This window comes from Paenibacillus sp. FSL F4-0100 (assembly GCF_037993005.1).
Lineage (GTDB): Bacteria > Bacillota > Bacilli > Paenibacillales > Paenibacillaceae > Paenibacillus_AQ.
This window is the reverse complement of record NZ_CP150303.1, coordinates 3,365,078-3,391,428: the sequence shown is the minus strand read 5'-3', so window position 1 is coordinate 3,391,428 and position 26,351 is coordinate 3,365,078. Positions and strand designations below refer to the sequence as shown.

Below are 26,351 nucleotides of genomic sequence, written 5' to 3'. Positions count from 1 at the left end.
GCATTCATTAAATGATTACGGTTACTTGCTTATTTCTTCCTTGGAGGGTCATCAGCACAACCTCTCCGAAGATCTGCATGCCCTCCACCACATAAGAATCATAATGACCGGATGGCGCACGGTGACTAACAACGAGAATAAACTCCTCTTCCATTCCCGGGAGCTGAACCCCGCATGCCTCAGCTTGCCCGTCATGAACCCGTTCGCCCGTATGACGATATACAGGTACCTTACGGACTCGCGGAGCGGCTGTTTCGCCTGGACGATGAGGATATAGCACCTGCATGATGCTGATCAAACCTTTCCCTGTCCGGGAGTAGGCCGCATTCGCATTAGGTTCCAGCAGGTTATATTCACGGGAGATCACGCCCTCGCCCACTTCCGCACGCAGGCCGTCTGTGGTTACGGGGATGATGGATAGATTCGCTTCCCCAAGGGTGTTTGTACGGCAAATCAATGATTCCGCTTCCATCAAGGCTTCTCCTGGAGGGTGCGGAAAATGAAAATGCTGAGTAAAGGTATGCTGCTCAAGGCACACCAAGCTGTCGATCAGCAGCCAATAGTATGGCTTGATAAAGATGATCCTTCTGCGCGGATACAACGGTTCATTCCCATAGAGATAGCCGTCATGCGCCCCCTCGACATAGTCAAACTCCGGCCTGCTGATCCATTTGCAGCCAAGAGGCCCGGCAATCCGGTCGAAAGACCAGGTGTCCTTGACCCCGGTAAATCCGATTCCGTCGACAACAGTTGTGTTATGGGCTGAGCTCTCCTTTAATGCTTTTCTCAGCGGTGTATGATCGCTATAGTTGTACCTTCCAGAATCAGTGAGCAGATCACGGCCGTAGGCATGGAGATCTATGTGCAGCATGTCGGCGTGCCCGTGACCTCCCCCGAGCGGACCGCAGTGAAAATAAAGGTACAGCGCTTCTTCGTCCCAGCCCGTTCGCATCGTATAATGACCGGAATGGGTAAAAGCTCGGCTCCGGCATGGCGGCTCCGCGGGAGCCATCGCTTTGTAATCCCGGATTCCCTCTATGCCGAACAGCCAGGCATTATCATAATCCGGCCGAGCATTGCCGCCAAAGCGCAGAACGGAATCCCCAAATAACCACGCGGCATAGGTCAGAATGGAACGGATATCACTGTCGTCGCTGTCTCCCAGCATCGGCTGCCTGTGATTCGGCTTCGCCCAGTACAAGGAGGCTCCGGCCATCTCGCGGACCGTACGCCGAAATGGACCGTCAAGCTCCAACCCGTTGAGATTGGCGAGGTGAACGCAGTCAAGATAACAAGCCAGCACCTCATGATGGTACGTTGGCGATTGCTCCCAGTGAATGCCATCCGCCATGATCTGGAGCCGGGCCGTCTCCTTCAGTCTCTCTTCCCCCATTTCCCGCCACCTTGCCGACTTGCTAAACTCGGGGAAGAACAGTGCAATATGGTATAAACCGCAAGTTTCCAGAACACCCCAGTTGCTGATATGCTTCCAGCTGGTGAAGGAAGCATCCAGATACTCCCCGTGCTCGTGAAGCGAAATCAGCGCTTTACTAAGCAGCGATGGAGTCAGGGATGGACTGCCGATCATGTATCGAAGTGCCTTGATCCAGTTCGCGCTGCGCAGGCCCGCTTCGATCGGGCGCCATGTCAACGTATCCGTCGTAGGTTCTTGGGGGACAGGATTCCGATCTATCCAGTCTTCAAGCTGGCGGCCAAGCACCTCCGCATACTTCTCATCGCCTGTCATCGCATACGCTTGTCCTAGCGCCACCCAGTAACGGTGGCGATTCAGCATATAAGCCCACTCCACGTCTTGATCGGGGATATGGCACCAGTCAATATCACCGTCAAATGTGACCGGCACTACACTCCGTTCCATATCCCATGGAAAGCGGAACAGGAACGTCTGCCGCACCACCTCATCCGCTGTCTTCATCACGGTTTCCAGTTCATCTGCACAGTATTGCTTCACATATTCCGTAATTCTCTGCTTATCCTCACTGCTCGTCCACCATCCGGGTGTCTTCCGACAAGAGAAGTACTTGTGCAGCTTACTCAGTATATCGTGCCGTTGACCTTGGTCGTCTGCATCTTGCATCGGACGCATGGCGGGATCCTCCAGATTCAAAACCGCTAAAACGGCATCCACCGAAACTTCCGTAGCATCAGCGTTCATACCAGTACCCCTTGCTGCCGGTCTCCATCCGAATCAAAGCTTCCAGGTAAAAATAATCCCCCCAGATCATGAAATCATCCGGGGACAATCCGCCGCGCACATGATAAGAGCCATGCTGCAGCAGGCCCTCTGCCTCTTGGCCGATCGTGGAGTAATTACGTACCAACGAGGTCATGGAATCCTTCAGACCTTGTTCAAAGTCGGCTCTTTCGAGATCCTCCTCCTCCAGATGTCCAATCAGTTCCAGCAAGCCTGCTGCCACAATGGCGGAGGCCGAGCTGTCGCGATAAGTCTCGGCGGTTACGGGAGCATTAAAGTCCCAAAGGGCGACATGATCCTCCGGTAAGTGTTTCAGGAAATATCTCGCCATTCGTTTAGAAGTATCGAGGTATACATGATCTCCTGTATAATGGTAAGCCAGTGCGAAGCCGTATACCCCCCAGGCTTGTCCCCGCGTCCATGTCGACCCGTTTGTATAGCCTTGATGCGTAGCACCTCCGATCGGCTCCCCGGTATGCGGATCAAAGAAGAAGGTGTGGTATGAACTGTCATCTCCCCGCACCAGATAACGCCTTGTCTTCTCCGCCTGCATGATTGCAACTTCTCGATATTGGGACTTTCCGGTTTGCAGTTCAGCCCAGAACAGGAGCGGCAGATTCATCAAACAATCGATAATGATGCGGCCACCCTCCTGTTCATCCCCTTCAGGACCCCAGGCCTGAATATATCCTCCGCCTGGACGCCAGCGTTTCAGCAGCAAGTCCGCAGCCTGAAGCGTCAACTCGCGGGCACTTTCGTTCTTATCAACGATCCATTCCGCTTTGGAGGACAAGGAATACAGAAATCCGATATCGTGATGATCCAGCACCCGCTTATCCGCAAAGCGTTGGCGGAAATCTTCTACGGTTCGCACCGCCCCCAATCTGAAGGCCTCGTCACCTGTGTATTCATAACATAGCCAGAGAAGGCCGCTCCAGAAGCCGTTCGTCCAGTCGTCATTGTCATTCAACAAATAAGCTCCGTCCCTACTGACGTGGGGAAATCTTGTCCCGTAGGTATCCATGTTCTTCCGGATTTTCTCTACGGCGTCTTTAATCGCACTGCTCCACATAACCTCTTGCTCCCTTCAAATCGATCATGATTACGATTCATGATAAGGAGAGTCACCCCGTTCTTGTAGAGCCGATTTTTGCCTTGATGTGCAATATTTTGACTTTCGGGTCTCTAGGGTGGTAGAAATGGAACAAGCCTGTTCCTTTTCGCTCGAATCCAACCAAAAAAAGGGGCTTCTTAGATCTTTCGGGAGGCCCCCTTCTTGCTCTTAGAAGACGCCCCATGTACGAATCGTTCCTCCCATCGCTGTTGCCCCCAAATTTCTTGGAATGATTCTGAGCAAGGACGAAATGTGGGGGCAAAGGCGAGCGCTGACGCTTGTCCGGAATCGATTCGTCCTCTCCGCTACGCCGTGAAGATTGCTTACTTTTTTAGACGCAAAGAAACCGTTCTTTGGTAAAATGGAGGTGCTACCCAAACCATTTACGAAAGGAACGGTTTCTTTTGTACATTCAATATACCATGGACCAACTCGATCTGATCAAACAGAAACTATAGCGGTGTGGGAATAACATCCTGAGCACCGCCATAGCTTTATTTGACACACTTTCTGTTTATGAGAGCCGTACGTCAAGCAACTAGATCTAAATGGGACGGCCTCTCATGTCTGCCGAGCGATATAGTCTAACCGTCGTACTTCTTCCACTTTCTGATTTTGGTTCTGAAGCTTTTGAACGGTGCGACGGAATTGATATGCAGCCATTTCCACATCGGCCAGTTGGCACTGGTTACCGTCCACTTGCGAACACCCGAATGAAATAACTCTTCCTCACTCAGTTGGTTGATCCATTCACACCATTCTTCTATCCTCTGCTTCAACAACGAACGTAATTCTTCCAAAGAATGTGCATCATACGTATGATAGAATTGCTGATACAAAGCCCCCAATTGATTCCATTTATAGTCAGGGGTTGGCGTCGTAACTTCTTTACCCGCAAGTTCATCCTTCTCCCAGCTCATCACCAGCGTTAGCCATCCGAGCTGATAGGCGATCATCTCTTGGGGTGTTCTGTCCACTTCGCCTATACGCAGATTCCTTTTATCCTCTGGAACATCATCAAATTCTTGGTCAAAAAGCTTGTACGTTTTTTGAATTTCAGTGATTAAAGCTTCTTTACTCTGGTACGTTTGCAACGGTACCCTCTCCTTCATCATTTGCAGGCTTCACTCCACAGACATATCCAAATTATACCATGTCCAAGGATCATGCATAGTGATGAATATCATCTAGGCTCTCTTTTCCCGGTAGCGCTTTAAACCTAAGCAAATATAAGCCACGAAAGCTAATAATCCACTTGCTCCAGCAGTGATCGAGAAGGCTCTTACATAATCCGCCAGGCTTGCATCTGAGAGGGACAGCCCAAGCGAGTGAGTGAACAAAATGCTTATGAATGCAACGCCAAATACGTTAGCCAAATACATCATAGTGGTGAACAAACCCGAGCCTGTTCCTGCTGATGCCGCTGGTACACTGCTAAGAATCATATTCGCAAGCGGCGTTGTCGCCATACCTAGACCTATCCCATACAACGATAGGATAAGGATATTATGGATATGGAACAAATGAATGGGATTCCTATTCAGTGATACTACAAGCAGGAGTATACTAATGCCCATAGTTAGCGCGCCTGACCTTAATACAGTGTTCCCCCATCGATTGACCATCCGGGATGACAGCAATGAGGTAGCGAACAATCCCAAACCCAGGGGCAGAAACACCAAGCTTGTTGTCTTCAGATTGAAATGCAATCCTGTTTGCAGAAAGTAATTCAATATGAAGAAAAATGAGAACATGCTGAGGTAAATCATCATCTCCGTGAAGACTCCCCGACGAAAAGAACGTAATCGAAAAATGGAAAGATCCATGAGCGGCGGTGTATCCTCCGCCTTTCCCTTCCGTTTCTGCAAAGCAATAAAGGCAAGGAGAATCAGAATCGATAACAGTACGCATCCCCATGTCCATGATGGCCATCCCTGTTTTTGCCCCACCGTGAGTGGATAAATCAGCAAGAATAACCCGAACATGAGCAGCAATGTCCCAATCCAATCAATGCTTTGCTTTCCAGGTCCGCTGGACTCAGGGACCATAGGCAGGCCTGTAATCACAAGGAGGCCAAAAGGCACATTAAACCAAAATACCAATCGCCAGCCAAGCCCAAACCAGTTCCAATCCACCAAAACTCCGCCCAGGATTAAACCAAGCGTGAATCCCGTCCCGATCACCGCTCCGTAGATTGCAAAAACCAACCCTTTTTCGCTTGGAGGAAAGGTTCGCTGGATTATGGATAGGACCTGTGGTTGAATCATCGCCGCCGATAACCCCTGGGTGACGCGCACGATAATAAATAGAATTGGACTTGAAACGAATCCCCCGAAAACACTCATCACCGTAAAACCCAAAACCCCAATGCGCAGCATTCGTTTTCTGCCATACATGTCACCCAGCCTTCCGCCAAAGATCAAGGCCACAGCAAGACCTAATGAATACCCTGAGAAAATAATCTGTGCTTCGGCAAAACTGACGTGCAGGCTGTCTTGCATATTAGGAAGTGCAACCTGCATCATATAATTGTTCAGAGAGATCAGAAGAGTCGGAAGCAGGATCAGAATAAGAGCGACCCAGCGGCGTGGATCAGCTGGCTGGACTACCTGTTGTGCTGTCATATCCGTTATAGCGATTTTATTCATGAGTTTCCCTCTCTTCCATTTTCATGAGCTGCGTCCGCATTTTAAAGCAAATGCCACCCTCCCATTGAGCGGATTCGCATAAAGATCACTATCGATTTCATAGACTTGGCGTATCAATTCAACCAATTGATAATCATTATCATCGATGATGGCGTTTTGATCTACCTGCCAAGGTATTTTCTTTCCTTGTAGAGGGAGTCAGGATCTACAAAAAAAGGACTCCAAACATGACAAACATGTTTAGAATCCTTTTTCTTCTTCGTATTTATTTTAAGGGCTTGACGTACGGCTGTGACCTATAGCTTTCAGATATTCTCCCGGATTACAGCCATAATACTTGCGGAAGGTAGTCGCGAAATTGCTGGCATTGCTGTAGCCGACAGATACGGCCGTTTCTCCGACATTATAGCCTTCCGTTTCCATGTACCAGATGGCCTTCTCCATTCTTTGCTTGCGCACAAGTTCGAAAATCGTGATGCCGAATCGTTCGCGGAACCCCTTTTTCAATTTGAATTCATTCAGTCCAACTCTTCTTGCTAACTGTTGAATCGATAGCGGCTGTTCAAAATGATGGATGACTAATTGTCTGGCTTGCTCCAACTTGGACAGATCGTCACGGCTTAGAAAACGGTTGCCGCCCACCGTCTCATGTCCTTCAACCTCCGCAAACAATGCGATGAGCTCCATCGCCTTGCTCTCCATGTACAACCGTTTCATCGTACCGTTATAACTGCAGTTCATCATATCCGATACGCATTTATGGATAGCAGGCGTGTTCGGATATTCGTCGATTTGCCCTTTATGCCGATGCAGCCATGATTCCATCCTGTGTTTCTCGGTGATGTCTCCAGCATAATGAAGCAGCTCTTGGGGGGACAAACGAATCTCAAGCATATGCTGCCTAATGCCGGCCTTCTTCTCTTCATATACCAGCTCATCCTCAAAAAAGAGAACGTTGCCTGTCATCTTCTCCGTGAAGCTTTCCCTTCCATTCCACTCACAATAAATTTCGCCGTTCAAACAGTAGCTTAACTCAAACAGCTGGCATGCTTCCTGAATGTGAAGCTTCATATCTTGTGCGAAGGTAATATCCGTCACTACGATCTCCATGCCTGAACGAATCCGTGTCCTCCTGATGCTTCCCTGTCCCACCGCCGGTGGTACGGAGATATGCTCCTGCCATTCGCTAAACTGGGAAGATCCCTGAACGAGATCTGTGAACTGATCAAAAAGGCTATGAACCTCGGCATTCACGATATTTAAAGTCAATGGTGACACCTTCTTATCCCTGTAATCTTGCGTTAGCTGCATTGTACGCTCCAAACCTCTTGAAGACAACCCATTGTCATTCAACAGAAATTAGAAACAGGGTTTGATCTTAGGATTCATATCCTCTGGACTCGATCTCTTTCCGAAGCCTTGCGATCACATCATCTAGGGCACTCTCACCAAGTTCGCCCTCGCCCCGTTTACGGACCGATACGTAATCGGAGTTCATTTCCTTCTCGCCAAGAACCAGCGTGTAAGGCGTTTTCAACAGACCCGCTTCACGGATTTTATAACCCAGCTTTTCATTTCTTACATCGACGTTCACCCGAATTCCAGCATTCTCCAGACGTTTCTTCACCTTTAACGAGTAATCGATATAGTGATCTGACACCGGAATGATCATAACCTGTACGGGAGAGAGCCACATCGGGAAAGCCCCACCGTAATGCTCTGTAAGAATCCCGATAAATCGCTCGATGGATCCAAATACCGCCCGGTGAATAACAACCGGCCGATGCTTCTGGTTATCCTCTCCGATATACGAAAGATCGAATTTTTCAGGGAATTGGAAATCCAGTTGGATGGTGCCGCATTGCCAGCTTCGCTTTAAGGAATCCAAGATATGAAAATCGATTTTCGGTCCATAAAACGCGCCATCCCCTTCATTAATTCGGTACGGCAGCCCTAGTTGATCCAGCACCTGCTGGAGCGATGACTCCGCCTGCTCCCACAATTCTTCAGAGCCCATAGAATCTTCAGGTCTTGTCGATAACTCGATTGTATAATCAAAGCCAAAAATTTGATAAACCTGGCTGATAAAATTAATAACCTGCTTGATTTCTTCCTGGATCTGATCAGGTCTCACAAAAATATGCGCATCATCCTGACAAAACGTGCGCACCCGCATCATGCCGTTAAGCGCGCCTGAGAACTCATGGCGGTGCACCTGACCAAATTCGGAAATACGAATGGGCAGCTCTCTGTAGGAGTGCAGCGAATTTTTGTAGACTAACATATGCCCTGGACAGTTCATCGGCTTTAGCGCATACTCTGTCTCGTCCACTTGCGTGAAATACATATTGTCTTTGTAGTGATCCCAATGACCGGACATTTCCCACAGCCGCTTGTTCATCATCAGCGGCGTGCGCACTTCATCATAATCGCTATGGAATTGAAGTTCTCTTGCAAATTGCTCCAGCTCATTGCGGATGATCATCCCGTTTGGCAAAAAGAAAGGCATGCCGGGCGCTTCCTCAGAGAACATAAAGAGCCCCAGCTCTTTTCCCAGCTTCCGATGATCCCGTTTCTTGGCCTCTTCCAGCAGCAATAGATGCTCCTCGAGCTGCGACTTTTTCGGAAACGCTGTTCCGTATATTCGTTGCAGCATTTTATTGTCCGAGTTCCCCCGCCAATAAGCACCCGCCACACTCATTAATTTGAATGCCTTGATTCTGCCCGTTGAAGGAAGATGCGGGCCCCTGCATAAATCAACGAACTCCCCCTGCTCATACACCGAAATGACCTCGTCCTCCGGCAATTCACGGATCAGCTCCATCTTGTATGGGTCATCTTTGAAAATACGTTCGGCCTCCTGACGACCAACCTCCCTGCGAATAATCGGCAGGTCTTCCTGAACGATCTTCTGCATTTCTCGCTCAATGGCAATCAAGTCATCGGTTGTAATCGAATGCCCCAGATCCATATCGTAATAAAAACCATCCTCAATGACAGGTCCTACCCCAAAATGGACGGACTTCCTGCCATAGATCCGTTTAACGGCCTGGGCCATCAGATGAGCCGCGCTGTGCCGATACACGTATAATCCATCCTCTGAATCCAGCGTTATGATACTTACTTCCGCATCTTGACGCAGCTCATAATCCATATCCACGAGTTTCTCATTCACTTTGGCTGCAACAGCCTGTTTCCTCAAACCTGAATGAATGGATTCCGCGATTTGGCTCATCGTCGTTTGTGCGGGATACTCCTTTTGGCTTCCGTCCGGCAGCGTTACTACAATTGACATTGTTATCCCTCCATCAAATTTTGTTTGAACGCAAAAAAGCACTCGATCCCTAAGGGACGAGTGCGTTCAGCTCGTGGTTCCACCCTAATTTGATCGGAAGTTGCATCCGCTCATACGGCCAGCGTGCTCTTTTCGATCCTCATTCAGACATCCGATAACGGGGATGACTCGGTGTTTTCTAGTTCCATATCTCGATAGTCAAACGACCGATCAGGGTTCAAAAACACAGCTACAAAGGGGTAATTCAAGAAGCAAGCACGGAGGAAGCTTTCACCAATCGCTTCCCTCTCTGGGCAGGTCGTTTCAAGAATCATGTCTTTGATGGTTGCTGATAGTAAAGACTATAAGTCAGTTTTTTCTAATTGTCAAACAGAATCTGACTGACAGATCCATGTAATATGGATAACTTTCAGTCTCCCAATACATCCCATGTCAGCATCTCTATCATGGTCACTTTTCTTCATTGTTCATAGATATTTTAATCAGATATCCAACACCTAAACCGACCAGAACTCCTGGAAACGCACTTCCTAGCGCTAAACCAATACCCGCCCCGATGATGACGCAAGCGTAAATAATGACATCTCCCTTATTCATTCCGTCCATCTCCCTCTGTATGTATTTATGACATAGATCGTAATTTTCTATCACAAAATACATCTTACAAGATGACGTCGCGTCACTTTCAAGGGGTTAACGTAAAAAAGTAAGGTTTATGGGGATCGTGGGAGGGGTTAACGGAATTTGCTCCGGTCTCATACATATTCTGCTTAGTATTATTCTTGTTTGGTATTGGTATTGGAGGACTGCTATTCTATGATCATATTAAACATGTGTTCTTCATTACTCTATTTAGGTAGAGAGCCGACTATCAGCATGTTGTAACTGCTGACAGTCGGCTGCTTTTAAACTATCATGTTCATCTCACGCCTAATAAGACAGACCCATGCCCGATCACCGTATTTTCCAGCGGCTGTAGAAGTTGCTTTAAATGTACCTGACCCATAACGACACAATTCTCCAGATGGCAATTCTCAACGAAGGAGCTTGCGCCGATCGATACGTAAGGACCTATCGTGCAATCCTTCAGAATTGTACCCTCAGCAATTGATACGGGTTCGATAAGTGTACAGTTTTCAAGGACTACAGAAGGGTGAATATCACTTGTCCGTCTCGCTTGAAGGGTTACACGGTTAGCTTCCAGCCATCTCGGTACGGTTCCGACATCGATATTGGGTTTGTCCGCTACGGCATACGATACCTGATAACCTCTCTCTATTAACCACTGAATAGCATCGGTAATCTCATATTCGCCTCTGGCCGATGCCTTAATCTTCCGGGCAGCTTCAAATAGGGTAGGCGTGAAAACATAAGCCCCCAGCACCGCTTGATTGGATTTCGGTGCCTGTGGCTTTTCCTCCAGCCTAACAATCCGGTTATCCTTAACCTCGGCAATCCCGTAATCCTGGGGTGTATCGACTTCTCCAAGCAGTAGGGTGGCATGGTTTCCCTCGGCTTCTGCACGCTCTCTCAGCTCAGACAACGAGATGGATATGAGGTTATCCCCTAGCAGCATAATGAATGAATGATTACCGATAAAGGACTGTGCCAATAATACCGCATTCGCGATCCCTTTTGGCTCATATTGGAAGATATACGTAAAATCCGCATTCCATCGTTTCACATACTCCAAACTGGCTCTAATAAGTGTTTCTTGCGAGGGATGGATGACAATCCCAATCTCAGTAATCTGTTGTTCCACTAATTTGTCTATGCAGGCGTGCAGCAACGGGGCGTTGGCTACGGGAAGCAAAGATTTAGGGTAGGAGCGAGTGAATGGATACAAACGCGATCCTTTGCCCGCACATAGAATAAGTCCTTTCAAAGCGCTCCCTCCTCTTCCAAGATTCACACCCACAATAGACACACATCTTTACAGATCCCGATCAGCGATTAGACGGTAATTTTCAGTGAATCCTACCGGCTTGCTCCCTCTCAGGTAAAAGGCGTCATTAGCTCTCCAGGTGTGACTCTGTTTATTTTTTCTTCTTACGTATACATAATTATACGGGGATGTCGCATAAGCCCTGTAGCCTTTCATCCTGCTCTGTCTTAAGAAGGCCACATCCTCACCGATCGAGCGATCCGAGAAGCGGACTTTATCCATCACATGCCTCTTAAATAAAATCGTTCCTCCCTGTACAAACTCCACATATTTATTCTTCTCATGAGGAGAACGTATGATCAGCTGCTTGGTGGCTGTTAGATATACCAAACATGAATGTTTTCCGACAATATCACTCTTCGTACGATTAAGCTGTTTAATTTGCTCTTTCAAGTAAAACGGTGAGTAGTAATCATCATCGTCAAACTTTGCAAGATAAGGGTATTTGGCCTTTTTAAAACCAAAATTCAAACACTTTCCTAACGATATTCTCTCAGGTACTTTATACACCTTGACATTCTCGTAAGCCCGGGTTTTGTCCCGATATTTCTTCAAATCCATGCAATCCTTATTCAGAATGATAATAAGCTCTTTATTCTTGTAGTTCTGTCTCCTGTAATTATCAATCGCTTGCTCAAAAAATTGTGGCCGATTGGTGCAAACGATGATCGAAACGCCATCTGCCGCTGCTTTTTTGCCCAAGATCCTACCCCTCTCTGTCCAGTCGTCCTTTATTATATGAATCAGACAATCTTAGAGTGTAGGCTATATGATAGAAACAGAAAGATTCTCTAAGTCTCATGTTGATAGGCTTTAAACGGCACCATCTCGAAATGACCGGATGAATCTGCCTTGTTTCTGCTTGAAGCCAAAACGTTTAATATCTTAGCATATTATATTGCCATTCAAGGAGGCTGACCCATGGACATGTATATGGATTTAGGGGTTAAACTGGTCATCAGCTTTTTTGGGTTATGGATTATCACTTTTGTTACGGGGAGAAAAACCATCAGCCAGCTTACACCGCTTGACTTCTTATCTTCCTTAATTCTGAGTGAAATCGTCGGGGCAAGCCTCTACGATGATAAGGTAAACATATATCATTTGTTATTCGCTCTTGCGCTCTGGACGACGATGTCTTACCTCTTCGAGAAGGCAACCACCCGCTTTGTTAAGTTCGGATATTTAACGGAAGGCCGGGCGGTCCTTCTGATCGATAACGGAAAGCTCAACCAAAAAATGTTGAACAAATACGATATGGAATATAAACAGCTGTTATCCATGCTGAGACGACAAAGCATTTACTCGTTAACTGAAGTCAAATACGCCATTCTGGAAACGGACGGATCGCTGTCCGTCATGCGTAAACCCGAATACGAACCGCCTTCAGCCCAGGATATAGGTATGGAAGCCAAGGCGGACACCTTTACGGTAACGGTCATCGACAAGGGAAAGCTGCTCGAGGAATCGATGCTCGGCAAACCCATTGATCATAGCGAGATCAAATCGAAAGCCCGGGAACAAGGTTTTGACTCCTTGGAGGATATTGCTTATGCGGAGTATGGAGATAACGGTAAGTTGTATATTTTTCCCAAAAGGGAGGTTCTCGAGTGATCTTATATAGGTTATCCCACCTTGATTTTGCATGAGACCTTCCTGTCTCTTCTCCAGATTTTCTGACTCAGTTTCGCCCCGTAGGCTACCCGCAAGCGCACGGAACGTCGTTTTGGAAAACAGGTTGTAACGCCCCTCGAAGCTAGCTACAAAATAGGCTAAGCAGCTATTTTGGGTTGGCCTAATCATACGAAAAGTGCAATATAAGCGACTTCTAACGGGCTATATTCCTGTCTCTCGAAACAATCTGAGAGGAAATCCGGAAACGTAGCTTCATCGATCTTTTCTAGAGTTAGATCGATGTACTGACTATTTAGTTCTGTTTTTTCAAAGAGTTTTAAAAAATCATAAAAGAGTTAATAGAACGTTTTAACCTGTCGTTGCCATTAATCAGTGAATTCATAACCTCTTCTGGTTTCTTGTTTTGCAACGCGTCAACAAGATATTGCTCGAATTGGTTTAGTGCGTAAATAAAGCTTACTCCACTCTTTTTCGCTATATTCACTATAGTAATCGACTTATAATAGACTTGAATTCTGCGTTATGATCACCAACATGTGTGCGTCATTTAGTCCAACATAAAATTGTGCGGAACAACTTACAATCTGTGGGTTAAGAGGTACCACCGACGAAGTTGTACGAAAGATCGTACAAAATCGGCAGGAAAGGGTTCCGTTATAGAACATTTGTACGAAAAATCGTACAACAGAGAGTCTAATGCTAGCTGTTTCAAGAGATTTGTACGAAAAAACGCACAAAACGGGCACGAAGGGGAGCCGTAATAGAACAATTGTATGAAAAATCGTACAAACGAGATCCAAATGCCAGTGGCTGTAAGAGATTTGTACCAAAAATCGTACAAACGGAGAGAAACTCACGGGACTGTAGTGGGAGAACAGTTTTGTTTCGGGTCGGTTCCGCTAGAAGCCCCTCGTTATACCGGATATCGACCATTTAAAGCAAATACAAAGTAAGGCCAACCAGCTGTTTCTGGTTGACCTAATCATACGAAAGAAGCCTGATTGGTCAGGCTTCTTTTCCTTGCTTCTATCTACAAAGCGAATTCAACGATGCACTGTTTGCACACCGTAACATATCCCAGAGACTGATATAAACGTATCGCGTTTACGTTCTTCTCCAGCACATTCAGATACACATGGGGAGTGATTGCACGCCCCTTACGGGTCAATTCCGCGCATACCTTTTTGCCGTACCCCTGTCTTCTCCACGCAGCATCCGTGCCAATATTCCCAAGCTCAACATAATCATCGCTATAGATATGGTATCCGCCGAGAGCGATGAGCTCCTGATTCTGAACAACCCCATAGAAGGGGTTTTGAAGCTCTTCCCTTGCAAAAGCCATCGAATGGAATTCAACCATTTTCGACTCGACCATATCAAAGTATGAGGGGTCTAAACGAAACACCTCGTCATCCACTAACGGCAAATCTTCAAGATGCCGATGCTTCATGAGTAGGATACCTGCGGGAGGTTTCATCACATCAATCGCAGAATTAAGAACCTCCCATTCATCCTCATTCACGATAAAGCTCCCCATTGCCCCATCGGGTAATTCCAGATCTCGTTTCATTCGGGACAGCACGGACTGAAATCGAAATGATGTCTGAAGAGGCTACACCGAAAAGGCATAGAAAGGCAATCCTTTCAGAAAAGCCGTAACACCCAGCAGCTCTCCATGTTCTGAGAACTGCCCATAATGAACGGTCTGATTCTTCCGGCACGTAAGGTAGGAATAATATAAGAAATGCTGATCTCTGTTGATCGTATCCAAGAGGCTCCCCAGCTCTTCAGGCAAAAGTCTGCGAGTCAACAAGCCTTCTCCCTTTCTCAAAAGAAATCCATGAGGTAGGTTTGACCGGCGGGAATCATCGACTCCAATTGTGTTATAGCCTTGGGGTTTCCGGTCAGACGGTGAATGGCATGCAGCGCCTGCGGTCTTTTGTATCCCGCAAACAGTGCCGACAACGTCTGAATATCGGTCGACAGATCAGCCTGCTCCCCATGATCGGACGGAAGCTCCGACAGCTCCGCTTTCCCCTCTTGATTAACCGACAAACTCCATCGGCCTGCATTCCAAGGTGCAGCGGAATCTTCCACCTCGATAGTCATCACGGCTTCCCGATGCGCTTCAAAAGCGTACTGCTCCACAAAGGATTTCAAATCCACGATGCGGGCCATGAAGTATGGGACCACTTCCTGGGTAACGCGTGGATCCGGCAGCATAAATGGCAGCTGATCATCTCCAGGCACCATCGTCATCGTAACCTGCTCAATTCTGGAATCATGGTTCCCAAAAAAGGTCCAGAGTGCGCTTCGGGCTTCTTCATCCAGGTACACAAATTCGTCGCACACGAGATCTTTGTCTTTGAGCTCATATAACGCGTAGCCTGTCGGTTTGCCTTTAGCTGAATAATAAACAACGCTATGACTGTCACCCTGCAGCACGGATCTTGTCCACCATGCTTCATCCCGCACAAGCGTACCGTTATAGCGGCTAGCATATGCTTGATACATGCCGTCTAGTGTAGGAATATCGGTTACGCCTCTGACAATGCGGCCAGGCACTTCCACCTTACGTGGGAATTTAGGTACCGGAATGATGTACTTTTTAAATTCCGCGTAAAGTTCCCAGCCAAATTTACGATAGAACGGAATCGAAAACGGATGCAGGAAGGAAAGGGTCTGGCCTTTGCTCTTCATTTCTTGCAATGCATGTTTGAGCAATGTAGATACATGTCCCTGTCTGCGGTTCTCCGGCCATGTTGCCACGCCGGCAATACCGCCCATATCGAATATGTTTCCATGCATATAAACTTGCAGCGGGATGATGGTCAGTTTCGCTTGCAGCTCTTCTCCATCAAAAATCCCCCAGAAATGTTCAGGTTTAAAATGCTTTTGACTGGACTCTCGCTGCTCCGGTGTTAGCGTATATTGAAAGGCGTATTCGGATAATTTTGTACTGATCTCAAACTCGTCGGCTCTTAATTGTCTAAGTTCCATACTTGCTTCACCTCACCAATCTTTATATGTACTTTTGCTGTTGAATTACCATTTTTCTTGACACAGAATTTTTGTTCCAGGGCATTAAGATCAGTATAACATTGCTGCTGCCTCTAGGGATACAAAATACCGTCAGAGTCAGGCACAAATCCAACCGTACATTGGATACAAAAAAACTCAATATACATCACAAACTTTTTGTAAGCTACTTGACAAAGTTAACCCCCTGAGATTATGATTAGCTCATGCAAAATAACAAACACATCGAGATAAAAATAAATTCAAAATAATCAGGAGGTAACAACAATGTCCAAATTGAATATCGGTATCATTTTAGGCAGCACACGTCAAGGCCGTTTGAGCCCACAAGTAGGTGAATGGGTTAAGCGTATCGCCGATGAGCGCGGAGATGCAAACTACGAAATCGTTGACATCGCTGATTACAAGCTTCCGCTTTTGGGCGAGGCTGATGCTACAGAGCAAGCAACCGCTTGGAACAATAAGCTGAATAGTCTTGACGGCTTTGTATTCATCGTACAAGAATACAACCACAGTATTTCTGCCTCTTTGAAAAATGCACTCGATTTTGCTCGTGAGCCATGGAACAATAAAGCTGCAGGTATCGTGAGTTATGGTTCTGTTGGCGGCGCTCGCGCTGCCGAACATTTGCGTGGAATCCTAGGCGAGCTCTCCGTAGCGGATGTTCGCGTACACCCAGCCCTGTCGTTATTTACTGATTTTGAGAGTGGCTCCGTGTTCAAACCGGCTGATCTTCATCTCGTCAACCTGAATGGCATGCTTGACCAAGTGCTTGCATGGAGCGGAGCATTGAAAACACTGCGTTAATCTCTAATTCAAGGACTGTCCCCTTCATCTTCTGATGAAGTGAGGACAGTCCTTTTTATTTTTTTGCATCCATTTTTCTGCATCCATAAGTATATCTGCATCGTCGATCAACACCATCAGTCCTATACCTAAGTCCCGTTCCTACTCCATATCAATATGGAATGTTTCTTTTAATCCCTTCTTGCCTTCAGGCGTAATTTGTATGGCTCTTGTTCTTGGAACGCGTTGTATCCAATGTAACTCGAGTAACCTTTCTAGCAGGGCATGGCCCAATGCTCCGGCCAGGTGATGGCGTCTTTCACTCCAATCCAGGCATCGATGTGCGAAAGAGCGGCGTTGGCGCTTAACACGACTCAGATCAATCTGAAATTCCTTGAAGAAGTTCTCCCCTTTTTCTGTAACCATATATTGATCTTCCACTTCGGATATGACCCCTGCGCTGAGCAGCGAATTTGTCAATTGGATTCCCAAATTCCCCGCAAGATGATCGTAGCAAGTCCTTGCCTGACGTATGGCTTCAGTCTCCCTGGCTTGGTTTAATGATCTTATTTCGACAGGAGGCGTTATGGATAGAAGTGTCTCCATGACCTGGGCAACCTCTTGATCCTGTATTCCGTAATAACGATGTCTTCCCTGTTGTTCGACGGTGACCAGATTCGCGGCTACCATTTTCGATAAATGGAAGCTGGCCGTTTGCGGTTTAATTTTTGCCATGTACGCCAGCTCGCTTGCCGGGTGATAGCGCCCATCCAATAAGACGGTTAATATGGCCGCTCTCGATGCCTCACTAACGAGTGATGCTACCAAGGCTGCATTTGGATTCGCATACATCTACATCCCTCCTCATGTAATCCACATTTCGATGAGCATCGAATCTTTTCTATTTTACAATGATTTTGGATAGAACAGATCATTTGGGAGGAATCTTTTTATGAAGGAAATTACTGGCATGATCGGCACGGACATCATTAAACCGAAAATTCTTTACTATGGAACTCCGGTTATTTTACTCAATACGCTAAATGAAGATGATACCGTAAATATTAGTCCCATATCCTCTTCATGGGCGCTCGGGGAATATATTATTTTAGGAATCGGACTCGGGGGTAAAGCGATAGAGAACTTGGAAAGGCATCCTGAATGTGTCATCAACATTCCCGACCCTTCCTTGTGGGAGAATGTTGAGCAATTAGCCCCTCATACCGGAAAATATCCGGTTCCGGATGATAAGATAAAGAACGGTTTTACATATGAAAAAGATAAGTATGCGATAAGTGGGTTAACTCCTGCGGATTCCGTCACTGTAAAACCTACGCGCATCATGGAGTGTCCCATTCAAATCGAGGCTACCGTGAAAAACATTCGGATTCCCGACTATTCTTCCATGTTTGCCATGGTCGAAACACAGGCGATCCATGTACACGCCCATAACAATATCATCTTGAATGAACATCACATTGATCCCGCCAAATGGAGTCCGCTAATCTATAATTTTCGGCATTATTATGGCCTTGGCAATCCGTTAGGCAAAACATTTCGGGCCGAAACGTAACCATATGAAAGAGAGGCCCGCAGCTATGCGGGCCTCTCCTATACTTACACTCGTTGTTATGGTTGAACCGGAATGGTCATTTCCAGATCCTTCAGATATGTTTTATCCCCGTTGCTGTCCTTCCCTTGACCGACAACGCTCCAATCCTTGTTGTTTACGGTCAGGGTAAACGGCTTTATCGTTATGGATTTCGGAGTTCCGTTTACAGGACTGAACAATTGATCGATATGATATTCAGTCTCGGGCTTGCTGTTAAAGTATTCAAACTTTCGAGGATTCAGCACATTCCCTTGATCATCCACAAGTTCGTAATATACCATGCTGGCGCTATAATCGCCTGTTTGCTCTGCAGAAGCCGGCACCTCGCCTTTACTATCCAGAACCAGGCGGGTCGATACCGGTGAAATATCCAATTGCTTGACGGTATAACTGAATTGTCCATCCGATTTCGTAGCCTGCTCCGGCTTCACGACAACCGATTTATTAGTGACGTTCACAGGGACCTTGAATTCAAAGGTTTCATTCACTTGAGTTACGTTGGCCTGAATGGTCAGCTCGAATTGATCAGGCAAATTCAAACCCTTGGTAAGCTCAACGATATAGGCATTGTCCTGTTTAGGATAGTCTCCGAAGTTGCCCTCACCCATCGCCACTTCTTGTCCGTCTACCAGAATTCGCGGCATTTCGATATAGCCTTTTTCCTGATCTTCCTTAGCTACTGTCCTCGACTTAACATACTCGCTATCGGGATTACTGATGAATTTAGCATCTTCGCTAAAATACGGAGAAGCTGTACTCGGTAAATCCACTCCCTCACGCTCCAGTATAAAGGACAACCGGGTTCCATCATATAGAAGGTCAGCTACCTTCAACGTCACGCCATCGTGAGTTACGCTCAAGTTAGGTTCGGATAGAATCCCTTGCTCTATAGCGGCTTTAACTGCATCTTCGCTGGTTCCTTCGAATAACACGCCGAGCACTGGGATTTGCTTCAAGGTTGCTGCCATGACCGGCGATACAAATCCTGACCCGATTACGCTTCCTCCCAGCACAGCTGCTGCGGATGCAACGAGTATTGTTCTTTTTAAAACATTCGGTCTTCGTTTGGATGATGTTCTTGTCCTTGTCATTTCACGTTCTCCAATCCTGTTCATAATTTGATAGCTCATGCTATTCTTCGGTAAAGTCGATTCACGAATCATTTCTTCTAGTGCATTCATTTCAGCGAATTCCGTTTGTTTCGGCGATTGTCCCACGTGCCACCTCTCCTTTTTGGCTTATTCGGTCCATCAGTTTATGTCGTAACCGTTCATACTTCTTTCGTATCGTTGCTGATTTGATTCCCATAATGTCGCTGATTTCCTCAAAGGTATACTGTTCAACCGCCTTCAGCAGCAATATGTGTCGTTCTTCTGATGTAAGATATGTTAACAGCTCGTACACAACCGGCTCGTGCTGAGATATTTGCACAACCGGCTGCTGTTCCTTGTAATGCTCGATCAGGTTAAGAAAGCGGCTCTGCTTCTTTTTAATATTGATCAAATGATGATAGGCCATTTTATACAACCAGGCGGAGAAAGACACTTGTCTCTTGTACTGATGAAGATGTTCATAGGCACGAATAAAAATCTCTTGTACCGCATCTTCGGTCTCCGCATGATTTTTAAGAATATAGTAGCAGTACGTGTACATCTGCCGCTCAAACTGGATGATGATCGCTTGGTATGCTTGTTTGTCTCCTGCTTTGACTTGTTCTACAACCGCTTCAATGGCTTCTCTCTTTCCTTCCGCTTCCCCGGGGATGGTTGGCTGCAAGCGAGCTCACCTCCTTCTTTGTTTACCTATATAACAATCCCAACAAGCGATTTTGTGACACGAATTGTTTTATGTAGTGAAATAACATGAACGAAGCTCTTGCCTTGTAATAGAGCCTAGATGCTGGGTATGAGCTTCATTTAGCGTCCGTTTAGCAGCTACAGCTTGGGATAACTCTTAACATAATTCAAGAATCGCTTCGTAGCTGGAGATATTTCTCGCATGGAGTTTACGGCAATGCCGAGCGATCTGAAGCTCTTCTCCTTCAATTCGATCAACCGTATATTTCGCTGCTGCCCTCGCAGCACAAGTTCAGGAAGAATGCTAATGCCAAGGCCTTTCTCCACCATGGCCATAATGGCATAATCGTCACCAAGTGTATATTTGATATCCGGCTTGATCCGGGCCTTCTCCAGCATCCGGTTCACATCATAATCGGAACCTTGGCTGGGCATAATAAACGGTTCATTCTCAATCTGGGACAATGTTATAGAGTCCTCCGAACTGAGCGGATGTTCCATTGGCAGCAATACAAGCATTGGGTCTTGGTGCAGGAGAATCGCATCGAATATATCCGAAGTTGGAAGTGACAGGAAGCCGCAATCAATCTTGCCCTCCGCGATCCAATCCTCAATTTCCCGGTAATCTCCTTCAACCAATCGAATGTCGATATGGGGATAATCCCGCTGGAAATCCTGAATAATCCCCGGCAGCCAGTGAACACCGACACTCGTAAAGGTACCGATATGAATGGTACCCAGCTCGATACCATGAATGGAAGCCACCTGCTGCTCCAAATGTTCGTTCCACTTCAGGATTTCACGTAACGTCTTCAGAATCTCCTCGCCATTGGTCGTCAGCTTCGCTCCTGAACGATTCCGTATCAGCAATGAGAAACCAAACTCATCTTCCAGGCTGTTGATCATGTGACTGACACCGGACTGTGTAAATCCCATAACTTCGGCGGCTTTGGTTAAGCTGCCGAGCTCGACTACCTTCAATAATACTTTGAATTTATTTATACTCATGGGAAATCCTCCTGATCATTTCATACATGAATTTTACTCATATTTATTATTAGAAACATTCGTTTTACTTGTCTATTGTACGTGAGTATACTGATTTTGTTCAATCACTAGAAGGAGGAAAAAGAACTTGAAACCGCTGAAGGCCGATCTTATGATTTTGTTCATCACCATTTGTTGGGGCTCGTCCTATCTTTTTATGAAAGTGGGACTGGATTCGCTAGGAGAGTTTAATTTGATAGCCCTACGCTTCGGATTGGCCTTTATACTCGCAGGAGTGATTTTCTTCCCCCGCTTGCGCCAGGTTAACGTAAAGACGATTCGGTATGCCATGCTCCTAGGCTTTATATTATTTATCATGTTCACCGCGCTTACCTTCGGTCTTAAGACCACGACAACATCCAATGCCGGATTTCTGGTCAGTTTAACGGTGGTATTTGTCCCTTTATTACATACGTTTCTATTTAAGAAAAAAATAGAGAACAAAGTGATTGTCAGTATTTTGCTAGCCTTAACCGGCATTGCGCTGTTGACCATCCAGCTTCCTTTTACATTTAAGATCGGTGATCTGTTCTGCATAGCGGCGGCATTATGTTATGCGCTTCATATTAATATGGTAAGCACTGCCGCGCAGAAGGTCGATACGCTAAGCCTCGGCATCCTGCAGCTTGGGTTCACGGGATTGTATGCGTACATCTCGTCTCTACTCTTTGAAACTCCAGTATGGCCAAGCACGACCCACTCATGGATTGCCGTTCTTGTTCTTAGCGTTGTATGCACCGCGGTCGGGTTCATCTTCCAGATGATCGCCCAAAAATATACCACGGCTACCCGGACGGGACTTGTGTTCTCCCTGGAACCTGTATTCGCGGCACTGGTCGGATTCTGGTTTGCTCACGAGATCATGAATTCCAATCAATATTGGGGCGCTGTCCTTGTGTTCCTTAGCGTGGTTTTATCAAGCGTTAATGTAAAAGCGAGGAGACGCTCTACCATCAAGAATAGACCGTTCCGATGGAGTCGTATTCTGCTGAATTCAAGCAAAAAAGCTTGACTTATGCCCCAAAAATTTATATCTTTATATCACGGCTTAACTGATGACGATATCAGTTATGCAGGAACGTGATTAAAGGGGAGTAGCTGACACAACAAAGTCGTCATTACGGGAAAGTTCCCCGGCTTTGTTGGCAACGATACGTTGTTTGCGAGACCTTTACCACACTCTGTGGTGAAGGTCTCTTTTGGATTATAAAGGGCCTTCACCTGCCGGTGGAGGTCTTTTTGTGCCTTCAATACTACAAAACTAGGAGGAACTGGTATGGAGCTTTTGTTGGAGTATGGATGGGTACTGTTGGTGCTCATCGCACTGGAAGGGTTGCTTGCAGCAGATAATGCGCTGGTCCTTGCCATTATGGTAAAACATTTACCCGAGGAACAGCGTAAAAAGGCTTTATTTTACGGGTTGCTCGGAGCGTTTGTCTTCCGCATCGGATCACTGTTCTTAATCTCGTTCCTGGTGGACGTATGGCAGGTACAAGCCATTGGCGCACTTTATCTTCTCTACATTTCGATCAATCACACATTGAAACACGTGATCAAAGGCAAGAAACCGACGGAAGACGCCAAGCCGAAACCCGACAAACCCAAGAAGCAATCCGGCTTCTGGATGACCGTCTTCAAAGTGGAAGTTGCAGACATCGCATTTGCCGTAGACTCGATACTTGCAGCCGTAGCGCTGGCTGTGGCACTGCCTCCAAGCGGTCTGGCGAACATCGGCGGCTTGGACGGAGGTCAATTTATCGTCATCTTCCTGGGAGGATTCATTGGTCTGATCATCATGCGTTTCGCGGCATCCTACTTCGTGAAGCTGCTGCAGCAGCGCCCCGGACTTGAAGTGGCGGCATTCCTCATTGTCGGTTGGGTTGGGGTCAAACTTGCAGTCATCACCCTTGCGCATCCCGATGTTGCCCTTATCGACCATCACTTCCCGGAGAGCACGATCTGGAAGGCATCCTTCTATATTGTTCTTGTGCTGATTGCCGTTATCGGATGGTTTAGTTCATCGAAAGAGAAGGTACAAGACGAGGACAATGCAATCAAGGAAGTGGAAGATCAGCAGCCTGGAAAAACGCTTCAAGGGTAAATCCTGTTTCGGATGAAACAAGACAACGTAATCCATAAATCGATCCAACAACAGGAACAAGGCGATTTGCTGACCGGTGCATAAACCGATCACAAATCGCCTTTCTTCCTGCTTATATGGTTAACTGCATATTATATAAATTGGCATAAGCGCCTTGACGAGCAATTAATTCATCATGCGTGCCCTGTTCTTTAATTCCGTCCTCGGATAAAACGACGATTCGCTGTGCATTCCGTACCGTTGTCAGGCGATGAGCGATGACAAGCGTTGTGCGGTTATTACTTAACCGCTCCAGCGAATCCTGGACAGCTCTCTCGCTTTCATTATCCAGGGAACTAGTCGCTTCATCAAAAATGAGGATCGGCGGATTCTTTAGGAACACGCGTGCAATGCTGAGCCGCTGCTTTTGCCCTCCGGACAGCTTGACGCCGCGCTGCCCAATATCCGTATCATAACCGTCCGGCAGTGCCATGATGAAATCATGGGCATTCGCTCTTTTTGCAGCTTCGATGATTTCCTCCTCGCTGGCCTCCATATTGCCATACCGGATATTATCGAAGACGGTCCCCGCAAACAAATACACATCCTGCTGAACAATCCCAATATGACTTCTTAACGAGTGCTGTGTGATATTCCGGATATCGCGTCCATCCAGCATAATGCGTCCTTCACTCACTTCATAAAAGCGCGGAATCAACGAACACAATGTCGTCTTGCCGACGCCGGAGGGGCCTACCAATGCCACATATTCGCTGGGCTCGATGTCCAGCGATACATGTTTCAGCACATATTCATAGTTATCTTTATATTTAAAGCTCACGTTCTGAAATGTGATATTCCCCTGAACCTGCGTGATCGCCGCAGCATCCACGGAATCCTCGATATCCGGCTCTACCTCCAGAATTTCCATGAACCGGTCGAATCCCGTGATCCCCTCCTGATACAGCCTAGCGAAATTAACCAGCCGCTGGATCGGTTCGATGAGAATGCCGATGCACAAGAAAAAGGTCAGCAAATCCGCCAGTTCCAGCGAGGCATCCACGATGGCGGCTCCGCCAAACACAATGACCGCGATGGTAATGAGTTGGGTAAACCCGACCAACCCTTCGTGAAAGTAGGTTTCACTCTTATACCCTTCCCTTCTGCTGTCAACGAACCGCCCGTTAGCGTAGGCGAATTTCTTCCTCTCCACATGTTCGTTCGTAAACGACTTCACCACGCGGATACCCGATAGAGAATCCTCCACCTGCGCGTTGATATCCCCGATCCGATCCTTGCTTACCCGCAGCGCCACATTCATCTTCTTATTAAAATAAAAAGCAAACACAGCCATCACCGGCAGAAAGAGAAACACGATGAGGGTAAGCTTCACGTCAATATACATCAAGATGATGAATGCGCCGAGGAACTTCAGAACGGAAATGAGGATATCTTCGGGTCCATGGTGGTACAATTCGGTTAGCGATAGAATGTCATTGGTGGTGCGGGTCATGAGCTGCCCGGTTTTGTTCTCATCGTAGAACCCAAAAGACAGCTTCTGAAAATGGTCAAACAGCTCCCGTCTCATGTCACTCTCCATATAAGCTCCCATCATATGTCCTTTATAAGAAATGAACATATCGCAGAAGGTATGGATGAGGACCATGGCCAGCATGACGGCACCCACCGCATAGATTTGGTTCAGCGGATTCGGGGAATTCCCTTCCAACACGTTGATGGTGATATATCGTATACACAGCGGAAGCATGAGTGTAATGGTCGAAACCACAAAAGCGCATGCCAAGTCTGCAAATAATAACCCCAGATACGGTTTATAATAGGACAAAAATTTCTTGGTTCGAGAATTCAAATCGATCTCCTCCATAATGTCGGAGGGTTAAATGTTCATGTCCCTCCAAACTTGATTCATGATATAGTCCATTGTTTTTCTCACTCTAAACACCCTTCCTTTTACTTGATAACTCCATCATACCCAAAAACAGTACCTCCCCGGAGTGTAAGAATCATTTATAATCAAAAAATCCCCTAATGGCATAAAAAAAGACAGGCATAGATAAAACCAAGCCTGCCTTTCGTTTATTCAAGTTTTAACGATTCCAACGTTCGTTAAGCAGTTCTCCGTTGATGGCTACCGCAGCCAAGGCCCCCATCGAAGCGGCGGCAATGGCTTGATACATTTGGGTGGCTGCATCACCGGCGCTGTAGACGCCTGGCACGCTCGTTTTTCCGAAGGCATCAATGACCACGCTTCCGGCTTCATTGATATCACAGCCGATGGCGGCCGGCAATTCAGAGCCGGAGACCAGCTTCGGCGCAAAAAAGATGCCTGTGCAAGGAATGATCTCTCCATCCTCCAGCACGACTTGACGTACCATCCCTTCGTTCGACTCAATGCGATGAATTGGGGAGCTGAATACGGGGATGTTATGCTCCTCCAATTCTTGGCGCTGTTCATCCGTCAGTTCATCCGGCCCATTGGTACAGATCGTATAACGATCACTCCAACCTGCAATGACTTTGGCTAAATGCGCTGCACCCGCACCCTTGGCAATCACGACAAGCGGCTGATCCCGCAGTTCCCATCCATCGCAATATGGGCAGACGAAGGCGCTTTTCCCATATACGTCTGCCAATCCGTTAATATCCAAGGGGCTATCTTTCTTTCCGACGGCAAAGAGCAGCTTTTTACTGCGGTATACCGTCCCCTGTCCTGTCGTAATTTGAAAATCACCATCGACACCTGCGACCGAAGCGGCGGTATCCTCTACAAAACTAACAGAAGGATAAACGCTAATCTGTTCCCTTGCGATCCTGCGAAATTCCGATGGGCTAATGCCATCTCGGGTAAGAAAACCATGGGTTTCGCGGGTAACCCGATTTCGCGGCTTCCCTTCATCCATCAGCACCACATGTTTTCTAGCTCTCCCCAATACCAACGCAGCATTCAAGCCTGCCGGCCCCCCACCAATAATAAGGACATCATGCATTTGTTCACTCATTTATACCAACACCTTTCTGGATCTTTAATGTCTATAATAAAAGTACAAGAAGACATTCCTTCTTGTTTTTCTTCGTGCTCAAGGAAGACTGCCACCAAGATTCATTATTACAGACTTAC

23 protein-coding genes are annotated in these 26,351 nt (G+C 46.8%); 5 read left to right on the top strand and 18 right to left on the bottom strand.

Features of this window, described 5'->3' with window-relative positions; genetic code table 11:
* Positions 1–7: 7 nt before the first annotated feature.
* From MHH48_RS15450 to MHH48_RS15410, 9 genes are all read right to left on the bottom strand, one after another.
* Positions 8–2,176 (bottom strand): alginate lyase family protein, encoded by a 2,169-nt coding sequence (locus tag MHH48_RS15450; protein ID WP_076326111.1) that lies wholly within the window; start codon positions 2,174–2,176, stop codon positions 8–10.
* Positions 2,166–3,287, bottom strand: coding sequence for a glycoside hydrolase family 88 protein (locus MHH48_RS15445; RefSeq protein ID WP_076326110.1), 1,122 nt, complete (start codon positions 3,285–3,287; stop codon positions 2,166–2,168). The genes MHH48_RS15450 and MHH48_RS15445 overlap by 11 nt, the downstream gene beginning before the upstream one ends.
* Before the next feature lie 626 nt (positions 3,288–3,913).
* A complete protein-coding gene (locus tag MHH48_RS15440; RefSeq protein ID WP_076326109.1) occupies positions 3,914–4,423 on the bottom strand; it encodes a ClbS/DfsB family four-helix bundle protein in 510 nt (169 codons plus the stop codon).
* Positions 4,424–4,516: 93 nt separating this feature from the next.
* Positions 4,517–5,977, bottom strand: a complete 1,461-nt coding sequence (locus tag MHH48_RS15435; RefSeq protein ID WP_076326108.1) for an MFS transporter — start codon at positions 5,975–5,977, stop codon at positions 4,517–4,519.
* 270 nt (positions 5,978–6,247) lie between these two features.
* Positions 6,248–7,288, bottom strand: coding sequence for a helix-turn-helix domain-containing protein (locus MHH48_RS15430; RefSeq protein WP_256720837.1), 1,041 nt, complete (start codon positions 7,286–7,288; stop codon positions 6,248–6,250).
* Positions 7,289–7,355: 67 nt separating this feature from the next.
* Positions 7,356–9,272: a threonine--tRNA ligase gene (gene thrS / locus MHH48_RS15425; protein ID WP_076326107.1), complete on the bottom strand. Its 1,917-nt coding sequence runs from the start codon at positions 9,270–9,272 to the stop codon at positions 7,356–7,358.
* A 450-nt stretch (positions 9,273–9,722) separates the two neighbouring features.
* Positions 9,723–9,869: a hypothetical protein gene (locus tag MHH48_RS15420; RefSeq protein ID WP_179090733.1), complete on the bottom strand. Its 147-nt coding sequence runs from the start codon at positions 9,867–9,869 to the stop codon at positions 9,723–9,725.
* A 322-nt stretch (positions 9,870–10,191) separates the two neighbouring features.
* A complete protein-coding gene (locus MHH48_RS15415) occupies positions 10,192–11,157 on the bottom strand; it encodes a sugar phosphate nucleotidyltransferase (RefSeq protein WP_076326106.1) in 966 nt (321 codons plus the stop codon).
* A gap of 48 nt (positions 11,158–11,205) precedes the next feature.
* Positions 11,206–11,919 carry a glycosyltransferase family A protein gene (locus MHH48_RS15410; protein ID WP_256720836.1) on the bottom strand — a complete coding sequence of 238 codons (714 nt, stop codon included), beginning with the start codon at positions 11,917–11,919 and terminating at the stop codon, positions 11,206–11,208.
* Between the two features lie 219 nt (positions 11,920–12,138).
* Here MHH48_RS15410 and MHH48_RS15405 point away from each other — a divergent pair, with 219 nt between their 5' ends.
* Positions 12,139–12,831, top strand: a complete 693-nt coding sequence (locus tag MHH48_RS15405; protein WP_076326104.1) for a DUF421 domain-containing protein — start codon at positions 12,139–12,141, stop codon at positions 12,829–12,831.
* Between the two features lie 1,051 nt (positions 12,832–13,882).
* Here MHH48_RS15405 and MHH48_RS15400 read toward each other — a convergent pair.
* The 3 genes from MHH48_RS15400 to MHH48_RS15390 form a co-directional block, all read right to left on the bottom strand.
* Entirely contained in the window at positions 13,883–14,374 is a 492-nt protein-coding gene (locus MHH48_RS15400) for a GNAT family N-acetyltransferase (protein ID WP_256720835.1), read from the bottom strand.
* 90 nt (positions 14,375–14,464) lie between these two features.
* The gene (locus MHH48_RS15395; RefSeq protein ID WP_256720834.1) at positions 14,465–14,662 is read right to left on the bottom strand and encodes a hypothetical protein; all 198 of its coding nucleotides are present in this window, start codon (positions 14,660–14,662) and stop codon (positions 14,465–14,467) included.
* Positions 14,663–14,679: 17 nt separating this feature from the next.
* Complete coding sequence (locus MHH48_RS15390; protein ID WP_076326103.1) at positions 14,680–15,852, bottom strand: GNAT family N-acetyltransferase; 1,173 nt, start codon at positions 15,850–15,852, stop codon at positions 14,680–14,682.
* 306 nt (positions 15,853–16,158) lie between these two features.
* Here MHH48_RS15390 and MHH48_RS15385 point away from each other — a divergent pair, with 306 nt between their 5' ends.
* Positions 16,159–16,698 (top strand): NAD(P)H-dependent oxidoreductase, encoded by a 540-nt coding sequence (locus tag MHH48_RS15385; protein ID WP_076326102.1) that lies wholly within the window; start codon positions 16,159–16,161, stop codon positions 16,696–16,698.
* A 141-nt stretch (positions 16,699–16,839) separates the two neighbouring features.
* Here the strand turns inward: MHH48_RS15385 and MHH48_RS15380 are convergent, their stop codons facing one another.
* On the bottom strand, positions 16,840–17,529 hold the full coding sequence (locus tag MHH48_RS15380; RefSeq protein WP_076326101.1) for a winged helix-turn-helix domain-containing protein: 690 nt from the start codon (positions 17,527–17,529) through the stop codon (positions 16,840–16,842).
* A 100-nt stretch (positions 17,530–17,629) separates the two neighbouring features.
* Here MHH48_RS15380 and MHH48_RS15375 point away from each other — a divergent pair, with 100 nt between their 5' ends.
* The gene (locus MHH48_RS15375; protein ID WP_076326100.1) at positions 17,630–18,250 is read left to right on the top strand and encodes a flavin reductase family protein; all 621 of its coding nucleotides are present in this window, start codon (positions 17,630–17,632) and stop codon (positions 18,248–18,250) included.
* Between the two features lie 56 nt (positions 18,251–18,306).
* On the opposite strand, the gene MHH48_RS15370 is transcribed toward MHH48_RS15375, so the two are convergent.
* The 3 genes from MHH48_RS15370 to MHH48_RS15360 form a co-directional block, all read right to left on the bottom strand.
* The gene (locus MHH48_RS15370; RefSeq protein WP_083659834.1) at positions 18,307–19,506 is read right to left on the bottom strand and encodes a DUF4179 domain-containing protein; all 1,200 of its coding nucleotides are present in this window, start codon (positions 19,504–19,506) and stop codon (positions 18,307–18,309) included.
* The gene (locus MHH48_RS15365) at positions 19,472–20,065 is read right to left on the bottom strand and encodes an RNA polymerase sigma factor (RefSeq protein WP_076326099.1); all 594 of its coding nucleotides are present in this window, start codon (positions 20,063–20,065) and stop codon (positions 19,472–19,474) included. Before MHH48_RS15365 ends, MHH48_RS15370 begins: the two co-directional genes overlap by 35 nt.
* 158 nt (positions 20,066–20,223) lie before the next feature.
* Entirely contained in the window at positions 20,224–21,093 is an 870-nt protein-coding gene (locus MHH48_RS15360; RefSeq protein WP_076326098.1) for a LysR family transcriptional regulator, read from the bottom strand.
* A 127-nt stretch (positions 21,094–21,220) separates the two neighbouring features.
* Between MHH48_RS15360 and MHH48_RS15355 the strand changes: the two genes are divergently transcribed.
* Positions 21,221–22,144, top strand: coding sequence for a DMT family transporter (locus tag MHH48_RS15355; protein ID WP_076326097.1), 924 nt, complete (start codon positions 21,221–21,223; stop codon positions 22,142–22,144).
* Positions 22,145–22,408: 264 nt separating this feature from the next.
* Complete coding sequence (locus tag MHH48_RS15350; RefSeq protein WP_076326096.1) at positions 22,409–23,233, top strand: TerC family protein; 825 nt, start codon at positions 22,409–22,411, stop codon at positions 23,231–23,233.
* Between the two features lie 112 nt (positions 23,234–23,345).
* Here the strand turns inward: MHH48_RS15350 and MHH48_RS15345 are convergent, their stop codons facing one another.
* Positions 23,346–25,082, bottom strand: a complete 1,737-nt coding sequence (locus MHH48_RS15345; protein ID WP_076326120.1) for an ABC transporter ATP-binding protein — start codon at positions 25,080–25,082, stop codon at positions 23,346–23,348.
* A 238-nt stretch (positions 25,083–25,320) separates the two neighbouring features.
* Positions 25,321–26,232, bottom strand: a complete 912-nt coding sequence (locus tag MHH48_RS15340; protein ID WP_076326095.1) for an NAD(P)/FAD-dependent oxidoreductase — start codon at positions 26,230–26,232, stop codon at positions 25,321–25,323.
* Positions 26,233–26,351 lie beyond the last annotated feature (119 nt).